This window comes from uncultured Allobaculum sp., assembly GCF_948576815.1.
Lineage (GTDB): Bacteria > Bacillota_I > Bacilli_A > Erysipelotrichales > Erysipelotrichaceae > Allobaculum > Allobaculum fili.
In genome coordinates this window covers 1-11,117 of the sequence record NZ_CAPAEZ010000078.1, presented here as the reverse complement: position 1 = coordinate 11,117, position 11,117 = coordinate 1, and the positions used below count along the sequence as shown (strand labels likewise).

9 protein-coding genes and 1 pseudogene are annotated in these 11,117 nt (G+C 50.5%); 7 read left to right on the top strand and 3 right to left on the bottom strand.

What is annotated here, in order from left to right; all coding sequences use genetic code 11:
• Positions 1-428 precede the first annotated feature (428 nt).
• The 7 genes from Q2J39_RS09455 (at position 429) to Q2J39_RS09425 (ending at position 8,345) form a co-directional block, all read left to right on the top strand.
• Entirely contained in the window at positions 429-2,141 is a 1,713-nt protein-coding gene (locus tag Q2J39_RS09455) for a 5'-3' exonuclease H3TH domain-containing protein (protein ID WP_288340483.1), read from the top strand.
• A 561-nt stretch (positions 2,142-2,702) separates the two neighbouring features.
• Positions 2,703-4,004: a TrkH family potassium uptake protein gene (locus tag Q2J39_RS09450; RefSeq protein WP_288340481.1), complete on the top strand. Its 1,302-nt coding sequence runs from the start codon at positions 2,703-2,705 to the stop codon at positions 4,002-4,004.
• 131 nt (positions 4,005-4,135) lie between these two features.
• Positions 4,136-4,837: a TrkA family potassium uptake protein gene (locus Q2J39_RS09445; RefSeq protein WP_230268347.1), complete on the top strand. Its 702-nt coding sequence runs from the start codon at positions 4,136-4,138 to the stop codon at positions 4,835-4,837.
• A gap of 119 nt (positions 4,838-4,956) precedes the next feature.
• Positions 4,957-5,820, top strand: coding sequence for an RNase adapter RapZ (gene rapZ / locus Q2J39_RS09440; RefSeq protein WP_288340479.1), 864 nt, complete (start codon positions 4,957-4,959; stop codon positions 5,818-5,820).
• A complete protein-coding gene (gene yvcK, locus Q2J39_RS09435) occupies positions 5,817-6,794 on the top strand; it encodes a uridine diphosphate-N-acetylglucosamine-binding protein YvcK (RefSeq protein ID WP_230268348.1) in 978 nt (325 codons plus the stop codon). Before rapZ ends, yvcK begins: the two co-directional genes overlap by 4 nt.
• Positions 6,778-7,719 (top strand): DNA-binding protein WhiA, encoded by a 942-nt coding sequence (gene whiA / locus Q2J39_RS09430; protein WP_230268349.1) that lies wholly within the window; start codon positions 6,778-6,780, stop codon positions 7,717-7,719. The genes yvcK and whiA overlap by 17 nt, the downstream gene beginning before the upstream one ends.
• Positions 7,716-8,345: a hypothetical protein gene (locus Q2J39_RS09425; protein WP_288340475.1), complete on the top strand. Its 630-nt coding sequence runs from the start codon at positions 7,716-7,718 to the stop codon at positions 8,343-8,345. The genes whiA and Q2J39_RS09425 overlap by 4 nt, the downstream gene beginning before the upstream one ends.
• Positions 8,346-8,811: 466 nt before the next feature.
• On the opposite strand, the gene Q2J39_RS09420 is transcribed toward Q2J39_RS09425, so the two are convergent.
• The 3 genes and pseudogenes from Q2J39_RS09420 to Q2J39_RS10820 all read right to left on the bottom strand — a co-directional run.
• Positions 8,812-9,126 (bottom strand): transposase, encoded by a 315-nt coding sequence (locus tag Q2J39_RS09420; RefSeq protein ID WP_288821015.1) that lies wholly within the window; start codon positions 9,124-9,126, stop codon positions 8,812-8,814.
• 319 nt (positions 9,127-9,445) lie between these two features.
• A complete protein-coding gene (locus tag Q2J39_RS09415; protein ID WP_300968147.1) occupies positions 9,446-10,537 on the bottom strand; it encodes a hypothetical protein in 1,092 nt (363 codons plus the stop codon).
• 91 nt (positions 10,538-10,628) lie between these two features.
• Positions 10,629-10,748: pseudogene (locus Q2J39_RS10820) on the bottom strand (helix-turn-helix domain-containing protein); the annotation flags it as partial.
• Positions 10,749-11,117: the final 369 nt, after the last annotated feature.

The following is an 11,117-nucleotide window of genomic DNA, read 5'->3' as shown; positions in this document are numbered from 1 at the left end:
CTAGAAAGGCAAGGCACTGCTCACTTGTGAAGCTTAAGTGAACAGCATTGCTTTTATAAAAGAGAAAAACTGCCTGGCCTGCGCAGACAAAACGAGAAAAATCGACATCTGAAAAAGACGATTGGGCCTGTGAAAGTGCGGGAGCCGGGCAAAGAATGAAAAGGGAAGAAGTCTGGATAGAGTTGAAAAAAATCGGACAGTATGGCATTATGAAGACTCTGCCGGACTATAGTTCTTAAGCATATAAAACAATACAATGCGGTGAATAAATTCATAGAATCACGATTTCTTCTGTGGAAGTCTGATGTGATTGTTCTGTTATGACAGGGCTGTCGGAACAGCCGGCTGGTCTGCGCTTTTCCAATAAGACCATGCAAAACGCATCGCAAAGCCTGGCGGAAATTTCTAATCTTAAGGAAGGAGAAACCATGAAACCTGAATCAGAATATCTTCTGATTATTGACGGGTCTTCACTTCTTGCAACCAGCTATTTTTCTTCTTTGCCCAAAGCCATCCGCAAGGAAAAAGACGAGGAAAAAAAAGAGGAACTTTACTCGAAACTGTTAAAAAGAGACGCTGACGGCCGCTACTGCGACGCGATTGAAGCGTTTTTTCATACGATTTTTACGATTCTGACGTACCAGAGGCCAACGCATCTGGCGGTCTGCTGGGACGTAAACCGTCACACTTTCCGCAAATCCATGTGGCCCTCCTATAAATCCAATCGATCCAGTACGCCGACCCCTCTGGCCGAGCAGTATCAGACCGCCTACACCCTGTGTCAGGAACTTGGAATTGCCCAGTTTCAGCACCCGGATTATGAAGCGGATGATTTTGCGGGCAGTCTGGCTGTGCAGATGGAAAAGCAGCTGCCGGTCCGCCTGCTGACGCGGGACAAGGACTACTTCCAGCTGATCAGTCCCCGCACCAAAATCTGGTACGGCATGTCCGACCGCGACAAAGTGCATGCCTGGCGCACCAAATACAATATGCCGGCCGGACTGCCCAGCCGGGTGGTCGAAGTGGACGACCAGGTTCTTGAAGGCGAGTTTGGCTACAGCGCCAGCTGCGTCTGCATGATGAAAGCGCTGATGGGCGACCGCTCCGATAATATTCCCGGCGTTCGCGGCATCGGGGAAACCCGCGCCGTCGCGCTCGCCCGTCATTATTCGAGTGTCGAAGACCTGTATCGGGCCATCGATCGCGCACAGGATCCCCGCGCACGCAAAACACTGTTTGCGACGTGGCGAAGCTGGGGCATTCGAAAGAATCCCTACTCATGTCTGACCCGCAAAGGCGGCGAGAATGCTCATTCCGCAAGGGAAATGGCCGAGCTCTGCTACGTGCTGGGAAAAATGAAAACCGATCTCGTGCTCCCCATGCCCGGCGGCTATCCCGGCATGCGGCTGAAAAAGGAACACCTGCAGTTTTCGCTGAACGCACGCGATGCCCAGTCGATTTTGGAACAATATAATATTGAACTGAACATTCGCCTGCGCCCGTCCGCCCTCAAGCGTATGGAGGCGGCTTCTGCGTCGGCTCGATCGGCAAAAGGTTCGTGGGATTCCAGCCGCAAAAACGGCCGCTCGGGATCATCCAGTTCGCGTCCGAACCCCGTAAAGACAGCGGAAGGAAAGCGTTCGAATTCGAAAAAGCCGAATGTGCACGATCCGCGTACGAAAAAAACGTCCGCCTGGAACGGCAAGCCGGCTGGTAAGAAAAATGAGCGCAAAGCGGCCGAAACGGCCCGGATGGAATCGAGAAAAAACGATGGACGCCGCAAACCTTCGTATAAAAATTCGTCTGCCTCTTCACCAAAGGGAAACTGGACGAAGAAAAACGGCTCCGGGCGCGTCCAGAACACGAAAAACGCAAACGCGTATTCTCCAAAACAGACGAAGTCGTCTTCAAAGTCTGGTGCGGCTATGAACGAGACGAAAGCGATGAAAACGTCCAAAAACGCGCGCTCGTATCCAAACGGCCCCAGACGCTCTTACAGTGAGGGCCGCGTGCAGGAACCCGGACGTTCGGCGGGTTCAAAACGAAGAAAAAAGGACGCGTATCCGTCCGCAAACGCGTCCTCCAAAATGACCGGAGCTTTGCCGGTTATGCAAGAAAGACCTCAGCTGTCTGATCAGTAATCCAGCTGTTCAGACTGTACATATCAAATTCGAACGGACAGAGCCGGAGGAAAAACCTCCGGCTTTTTCCATGCATCTTTTCATGGACAGAACCTGGTGCAGACTGCCTCTTTGTTTCTCAGAAAATCCAGGAGGCGACAGAGGCTGAAAGCTGTCTCCGGCAGGAGCGCTTCCGCAGCAGAAAAGACAGAGCGGAATAGCGATAAAAAGAAATCGACTGTCCGGCGAAGGCGCCAAAACCATGGGCGCTTCCCGTTGTTTGAGGCGGATCGTGCTATATTGTTGATGTCCTGCACGTTGGCAAAAAAGCAGAACTGCCAGAAATTTGCTTTTTTCAAAAGAAGAAATTTTCAGGGATGCCCGCCTCCATTTGAGAAACCGTCTGGATTCGGGTGTATCCTGCGGTATCGTTCTGCAGCGTTCGTATTCCCTTTGAAATGATTTGAAGGGCATGCGTTTTCTGTCGCTTTGCAGGGTTTTGTTTTCCCGTCGAGCCTGGACTCGATGGTCACAAGGATATCTGGTATGACATTTCTAAGGAAAAAAAGGTTAGGCTTTACGATGCACAAGTGGTTTAACCGGACGCCCCAGGCCAGACTTCTGGCCGGCGGCTTTGGTCTGGTCATTCTGATCGGCGCCATCCTTCTCATGCTTCCCATTTCACTGATGCCGGGAAAGCAGCTGAATTTTCTGGATGCGCTGTTTGAAGCCACGAGTGCCGTATGCGTAACGGGTCTGACGGTAGTCGTCCCCGGACAGACCTTCAATTTGTTTGGACGATTCGTTCTGGCGATTCTGATCCAGATCGGCGGTATGGGCGTTGTCCTGCTGGGCATTTTGCTCATACGCGTCGCTGGCGGCAAAATGGGTCTGAAAACGCGGTCCCTGTTTGTCGCCGCCCAAAATCTGACCGACTATTTCGATTTGCAGAAGCTGGCGACGATCATTTTGCGCATCACCTTTACGTTCGAAGCCATCGGCGCGATCTGCCTGTGGTTTCCGCTCATGCGCTACTTTAATCCGCTTCAGGCATTTGGCCATGCCTGCTTTCTTTCCGTTTCCGCGTTTAACAACGCCGGCTTTGACGTGTTTGCAGGCGGGGATTCGCTGATTCCCTTTGCGGGAGACGCCGCTTTCTGCATGACGATTTCCATTCTGGTTATTATCGGAAGCTTCGGCTTTCTGGCGCTGATCGATTTGTGGAAGAAAAAATTCTGCTGGCGCAAGCTGTCGCTGACGACGAAGATCGCCGCGTTCATGACGGTCTTCCTGCTCAGTGCCGGAACGATTCTGCTGAAGTTCACGACCGGACAGACGTGGCTCGAAGCCTGGTTTCAGTCGGTCATTGCCCGAACCGCCGGCTTCGCGTCCTATCCGCTTTCCGCGTTTTCCAACGGCGCGCTGCTGGTATTCATCGTTCTGATGTTTATCGGCGCCTCGCCAAACTCGACGGGCGGCGGTATTAAAACGACAACCGCCTTTGTGATCGGCCTGAAAGCCATCTCCTCGAGTACGGCCCATGATGAGGACAGCTGCTTTTTCCGCAAAGTCCCCAATCTGGTATTCACGCAGGCATTCACCGTTCTCTTTTACGGACTGATGGTCGTCTTTATCGCGACCTTTCTGATCTGTGTAGCCGAAAGCCATCTCGCGCTTTCTGACGTGCTGACGGAAGTCGTCAGCGCCTTTGCGACCGTCGGAAGCAGTACCGGTATTACCGCGTCGCTGCAGCCGGTATCGCGTGTGATTCTGATTGTCGTCATGTTTACCGGCCGACTTGGTCCGGTGACCATTGCCAACCTGCTCGTGACCAGCCGCGCCCATTCCGCTTCGTTCACCGAAGAAAATGTGCTGATCGGCTGATCCATAAGATAAAGAAAAACTGCCCGCCCAGAATGGACGGGCAGCCGGTATAGAAATGAAGCCCGTGACGGAATCGGTAAAAATGCGTTCCGCGAGGCTGGAAAAGTGTTTTTGGGGAAGGAAGATACTTCATGTTCTTTAAGCAAAACAAACAGGAAAAATCGATCGAGATGCCCTCGCAGGGCACATTCGTCATAATCGGGCTGGGCCGTTTTGGTTCCGCCGTTGCGCAGACGCTCGTTGCCAACGGGCAGGAAGTCATCATTGTCGATAAAGATCCGGATCGCGTACGGGAACTGCGCTATCTGACGGATTACGCCTATGTCATCAATCATCTCGATCAGAAATCGCTCGAAGAAATCGGTGTGGCCGACTGCAGCGCCGCGATCATCGCGATCGGTTCGCAGATGGATGCCAACATTCTGGCGACGCTCTACTGCCTGAATCTGAAAGTGCCTACGGTCATCGCCAAAGCCAACTCCAAGGACCAGGGATCGATTCTCGAAAAGATCGGCGCGAAAGCCGTCTACCCGGAATGGGAGATGGGGGAGCGGCTGGCCAACCAGCTGTCCAACAAGCGCGTCATCGATTACTTCTCTGTATCGGGAAATATCGATATCGCCCAGATCGAAGTGCCGCACAATTTCATCGGCAAGCCGCTGAAAGATCTCGCACTTCGACAGAAATACGGCATCTCGATTATCGCCATTCAGAAAGGCGATGAAACGATCGAGGAAATTGATCCGAACTACGTATTCGAAGACAATGAAACGATCATCGTCATCGGATCCAACGAAAATATCCGCGTTTTCGAACAATCCAACGCAGACTGATTCAATGGACGGCAGAAGGCTGGTGCAGACAGAACAGAAGAATTTGTTCTGTACCGGATTTCTGCCATCTTTGTTTGATAGAATAATACGAAGTTAATCCAAAGAAAGGAGCGATCTCTGTGGAAAAACAGCTTGTCCTCGTTACCGGCATGTCCGGTGCGGGTAAAACCTCTGCCATGAATGCGCTCGCCGATCTTGGCTACAACTGCATTGACAACTTCCCGAAGGAGCTTTTGAACTCCCTGGAAAAACTGATGGAAAGCGATGATCCGGCTTACGACCGTCTGGCTCTGACGGCGTCGAGTCAGGACTACGTCGATTTCATGAACTTCTTTGACGCCCTCAGCCGTCCGCTGCAGGTGATCTTTGTGGATGCCAGCGATGAAGAACTGCTGCTGCGCTACCGCTTTACGCGCCGCATGCATCCGCTGCTTCTGAAAAATCAGGCGTCCACGTTCGAAGAAGCGATTGAGCTCGAACGCGATTCCTTTAAAAATCTTGAAGAAAACATGAAGGATACCCTTCACCTCGATACCACGCGGCTGACCCCGCAGGCGCTGGTCAACGCGCTCAAACCGTATTTCAAAAACCCGACCGAACCGGAATTTGCGATTACGTTCCAGTCGTTTGGGTTCAAGCACGGCGTGCCGATGGATGCCGATGAAATTATCGACGTCCGCTTTCTGCCCAACCCGTTTTATGAACCGGCCCTCAAGGATCTGACGGGCAATGACGAAAAAGTGTACAAGTACGTCATGGAACGCGAAGAAACCCGGGAATTCAGCCGGCGTCTGAAAGACTATCTCGACTTCGTGTTTGAAGCCTACCGTTCGCAGAACAAGAACCACATCATCGTGGCGATCGGCTGTACGGGCGGTCAGCACCGTTCGGTCAGCGTCTGCAACTGGCTCAATGAACAGTACAGGAAGGAGTACAAGACGTACTGCTTCCATCGCGATGCCGTCAAGGAGGATGAAGCATGAAAAATGTGGTAGTCATTGGCGGTGGTACTGGTCTTTCCGCGATGATGAGCGGTCTCAAGCATCTCGAAGATGTCTCGCTCACGGCCGTCATCACCGTAGCGGATGACGGCGGATCCACCGGGAGGCTGCGCGATATTTACCATACTCCAGCCATGGGCGATATCCGCCATGTTCTCTGCGCCATGGCGGAAGTCGAAGATGACCACCTGTTCGCGGATTTGATGAACTTCCGTTTCAGCGGATCGAGCGACATCGGCGGTCATCAGCTGGGCAATCTGATCTTTCTGGCGCTTATGGACATTACCGGCTCCTTCATGGGCGCCGTACAGGCCATTTCCAAAGTCCTGAAAGTACGAGGCAACATTTTGCCCTCTACCCTCGACAACGCGATTCTTTACGCTCTGATGGCGGACGGAACGCTCGTTCGCGGGGAAAAGAACATTCCAAATACGAACAACTCGATTTCGCGCGTGTACTACGTCGACGAAATTCATGCCTACGATAAAGCGATCACGGCCATCGAACAGGCGGATCTGATCATTTACGGAATCGGCTCTCTTTACACTTCAATTTTGCCCAACCTGATCATTCAGGATGTCGGCAAGGCAATCGCAGACAGCCCGGTTCCCAAAGTGTATTTCTGCAACGCGATGACGCAGCCCGGCGAAACCGACGGCTTTTCCGCGGAAGATCACGTTCGCGCCATTGAAAAGCACACGTTTAAAAATTCCGTCGATCTGCTCGTGATCAATTCGCAGCCCATTCCGCAGGAAACGCTGGACCGCTACGCCAAGCAGGCAAGCTATCCCGTCACCTTGAAGGAAAGCGACCATACGTACGCCATCCTGGAAGAAAAGCTGTCCATCGTGGATGAAAACGGACGGATCCGTCATGACAGCGACGCTATCGCCCGCAGCGTACAGACCATTCTGAACACGCTTGACGAAGGGAAAGAAAATGTCGTTTTCAAGTGATGTCAAAGCCGAGATCAGCAAGCTTTCCTTTTCCGGCGCACAGGCAAGGGCGATGCTTTGCGCGCTGTTTCTTTCGAGAGCTTCGCTGAACTGGAATTCGCAGGGAACCTGGCTTTCCTTTCAGACGGAAAATGCCTCCATTGCCAAGCTGGTGTTCCAGCTTCTGAAAAACGAGTATCAGGTCGATATCCAGCTTTCCACGCTGAAAAAGATGAATCTGAAAAAGAACAACGTCTACCGGCTGATGGTGTATGAACAGGCTTCGGACATCCTCGAAGATCTGGGCATTTTGCGCGAAAGCGGCCTGTACAGCGTGCCGCCGTATACGATGGTGCGTTCCGAGAAAAACGCGCGGGCTTTTATTCAGGGTCTGTTTCTGGCCTCCGGCAGCATCAACTCGCCAAAGACGGCCAATTACCATCTGGAAATGAATCTGCCTTCGCAGGAGCTGGCGCAGATGACGATCAAGCTGATGAACCGCTTTTACATTCCGGCCAAACTGCTGACGCCGAAAAAGGGCTTTGTCGTCTATACGAAAGCCGGAGACAAGATCGCGGATTTTCTGCGTCTTCTGGGCGCCAGCCAGTCGCTGTTCGAATTTGAAGGCCAGCGCATTCAGCGCGACTTTTACAATCAGCTGACCCGTCTGGACAACTGCGAAGTAGCCAACGAGATGAAAACGCAGAAAGCCGCCAGCGAACAGCTCGTCTGGATTGCGACGATCGAAGAGCGCGGCATCAAGGTGCCGATGAAAATTTCCAACGTCATGGAAGCGCGCAAGCAAAATCCGGAAGCGTCCACGCTGGAGCTTTGCGACGCGGTTTTTGATCTCTTTGGAGAAAAGATTTCCAAATCGGGTATGAAGCACCGTCTCGCGAAAATCCGCGAACTGGCTTGTCCGCAAAAGGAAGAAGCAGGCGTATGATCCGCAAATTCTTTTTCTCCTTGAACCGGCGCGTACAGACACTGATGCGTTCAAACGCCTCGTACAGAAACCAGTCGCTTTTCAAAAGGCAGCGCAAGTCCAGAGGACTCCTTGCCGCTGGCCTGTGTATAATGCTGACGGGCTGTTCGCAAAACCTTACCCTGACCAACCAGACGTTTGTGCTGGAGCTGGGCGTCGACGTCTACGCCAATCCCTCACTTTATCTCGAAAATCCGGAAAAAGTCGATCTGGACCGTCTGAGCGTAGAAGCGGATGCGCCGGGCATTACCATTACGGACAACCGCTTTGTAACCGTCGGCCTGGACTATCTGACGGTCGGCGAGTATAACTTTCTGATCCGTGACGGACAGGAAACCATACCGTTCGTGATCAAGATCAAGGACACAAAGGCCCCCTCTCTGGCGAGATCACCGTCCAGCCTCGACTTAAAATACGGACAGGACGTGAACTGGGATGACGTGTTTGGCGCCAGCGATCTTTCGGGCGTTTATTACGAGGCTCCTTCGGATCTGACGTGGAATACCGAAGAGCGGGATGTGGATATTCGCATTCGCGACCGCTTTGGCAACAGCATTACCAGAACCCTGCATATTACCGTCTCCTGATCTGAGGCACGGCTTTGAATTTTTCAGTTTGCTGTGGAACCTTACGCCTGGATCTTGTAAACTCGCGAGTATGCAGGGAAATTTCAGGCAGATATTTTTGAAAATGTGAAAGTCTTTAGATGATTTATGGCACGACGAAAAGCCCTCCTTGCGAAGGGAAATTTTTCTTAGCCGTCATCATTTGTATTCTGCGTTATACCAACAATGACTTGGTTGTTGTTTCTGCCAGTTGAAGGGGAATTCCAATCTGTTTAAGCAGGATCTGCACCTTTTCAATAAGAACTGGATCTGATTCTTTTGTCAGTTCAACCCGTTCTACGGCCGTTTTCTGAATTTCGTGGACGTTCTCCAATTCCACGAAATTCTCGGCTTCGGTGCAGCTGTTTTCTTCAACCGTCTCGTTCTCAGCCGGGACCGCTGTATTCGATACGTCAGATTCATCACCGGGCCGGAAAAATTCTCCGGTTCAACGCATGTGATAGGCTGCTGTCATCATTTTTCTCGCAATAGCCACCAGAGCTCTCTTCTTGCCGCGTCTGCCAGAAATGGCTTTATACTTATTGCCAAAATATGGATTTTTAACGGCGTTGAGAGCGCACTGAATCAGTACAGGCTTCAGGTATCTCCCACCCTTTCCTATCTTCACTGATTTGTGCTTTCCGTTACTCTGATTACTTGCGGGACAAAGGCCGCACCAGCTTATAAAGTGCTTCACGTTTACGAAGCAATCCATTTTCGGACCGATTTCGCCGAGAATCTGTTTCGCCGAGAGATGGGAAATCCCAGGAATTGGTGAATTGAAATAGTAAACGCACCCATTGAACTGATAAAAACGAGCGTTCCATTTACTGTTTCAAAAATCTACTTTTCCTCTCAATTTCCTTTATCTAAGCCAGGAAACTGAGGGGATTTTTCTTTTACCAGGGCCGCGTTTCGCCTTTTCTGTGCTTCCATGCTAAAATTTTTGAGTTGGAAGGACTAAATGCAACCACGACAAAAAGAGCAGTTGATTAGTGTATTTTTTTGCTCCGATACTAAATGCAACTGCCAAATATGTGAATTAAGGTGTGTTCGTTCTCCTTCTTAACTCTCGTTATTGTTTAGCGAGTTAACAGATCTGGCTTCAAGTGGACAGAAGCCGGATCTATTTTTTTGATTCCTAGTTTTTCCACAATTTCAGAAGATTTTTCCAGAAAGCAGAAATAATCGTACGGCGTATGACCGTGCAGACTTTTTAATCCATATGAGTTGATATGCGAGACAGCGATGTTCAGCTGCTCCTGACTGGTCAGTCCCAGCTTGACTAAATCAAAAATATGGCCGCCTCGGTTCTTCGGGAAAATTCTCCTTAAAAGAAGATGTTTGTTCTCAACGGAGGCTTTCTGGATAGACTGCATCGGATCGCAGTAAAACACTTTCACACCGAGTGCTTCGATTTCTTCGACTGCAGTAAATTCTGAACCGAGATCGGTCAGAATCACCGCGAACAGTCGTCGGAAAGTCTGGGCTCCAAGCTGATCGTGGAGAGTTTTAAGTCCTTCAGACATCGCCTGAGCGGTCTTTTCTGTGTGGTAAACAGCGAGAAACAGATGGTGCGGATCGCGAAATAGAAAAGTCTGCATGAATGGCCCGTTGGTTACGTCGTTATAGACCGTATCCATTTCAACTACCGATACACCTGGGTGTGAAGCGAGGTGTTTCTGAAAATCCTCATAAGTTCGGCCTCGAACCACAGAATTGTCTTTCCGCTTTTTCGTTTTGATAGAGGGCTTGAATCGGATTTCTCGCTTTACCTTAAGGGGGAGATCGATATTTAAGACTCCCTGATCGGCTAATTCCCGGTGTTCGATCCAGGTATAGACAGTACGCTCCGTTACTGGGATCTCTGGGCAGCGCTGACAGATAGAGGAAAGAGACTGCCCGTTTTTAACTCCTTCACTGATGATGCGTTTCACATATTTGGAATTCTTCACCGGTAAGGTTGATCCCAGTGCGTGATTCTCTAAGAGTTTCTTCGTACTCCTCCTGCGCCTGTTTCGCTTTGTAGAGGCGCTTTTCGAGTTTGCATCGCCGAGGCCGATGGGCTTTAGGACATCCGTTGCACAATCCTTTTTTGTCTCTGAATTCGCAAGGAATCGGCTTTCGCTTTTTACATGGAGATTTACAAATCCCGTTGTCAGGGCTGCATTCATGAATACAGACGCAATCCCAGATGACAGCTTTACCGTTGGAATCAGATTCCTTAAGACACGGCTGAAAGGAAATATGCGTTTTGACTTCGCGGCTGACGGTGCTTTTAGACTTGTCGATCTGTCGGGCGATTTCAGGCATAGAAAGCCCCTGGTCCAGACTGTCTTGAATCAGTTTTCGAGTGACAGCGTTGAGATGTTTTTGATTAGGCATAAGGCCCTCCTGTCTGTTTTGGAAGGAGAACATAGAAGACTGGCCGAATCGGTCAGTACATTTTTCGCTAAACAAGAACGACCTTAGGTTATCTGGACTGAAGGACTAAACGCAACGATTGTGGTTGAAGGACTAAATGCAACGAGAAAGAGTTCAATGGGTGCGTTTACTATTTCAATTCACCGGTTCAAGAGTTTCTTGCATCATAGATTCGTAGTCTTGAATCTGCTTAGCCGTATGGTCAATTCGGACATGTCAAAAATTTTGTGTAAATTCGTTTTTGGTGGTAAAAACATTTGGCCGTTTCGAAGGCCCAAAACACCTCGCTGGACGAGGAGCGAGTGAAAATTTCTGGAGCGGCCCTTTATA

Coding starts and splice junctions, on each gene's coding strand:
- Q2J39_RS09455 (WP_288340483.1), top strand. CDS start 429: ATGAAACCTGAATCAGAATATCTTCTGATTATTGACGGGTCTTCACTT.
- Q2J39_RS09450 (WP_288340481.1), top strand. CDS start 2,703: ATGCACAAGTGGTTTAACCGGACGCCCCAGGCCAGACTTCTGGCCGGC.
- Q2J39_RS09445 (WP_230268347.1), top strand. CDS start 4,136: ATGTTCTTTAAGCAAAACAAACAGGAAAAATCGATCGAGATGCCCTCG.
- yvcK (WP_230268348.1), top strand. CDS start 5,817: ATGAAAAATGTGGTAGTCATTGGCGGTGGTACTGGTCTTTCCGCGATG.
- whiA (WP_230268349.1), top strand. CDS start 6,778: ATGTCGTTTTCAAGTGATGTCAAAGCCGAGATCAGCAAGCTTTCCTTT.
- Q2J39_RS09425 (WP_288340475.1), top strand. CDS start 7,716: ATGATCCGCAAATTCTTTTTCTCCTTGAACCGGCGCGTACAGACACTG.
- Q2J39_RS09415 (WP_300968147.1), bottom strand. CDS start 10,537: ATGAATGCAGCCCTGACAACGGGATTTGTAAATCTCCATGTAAAAAGC.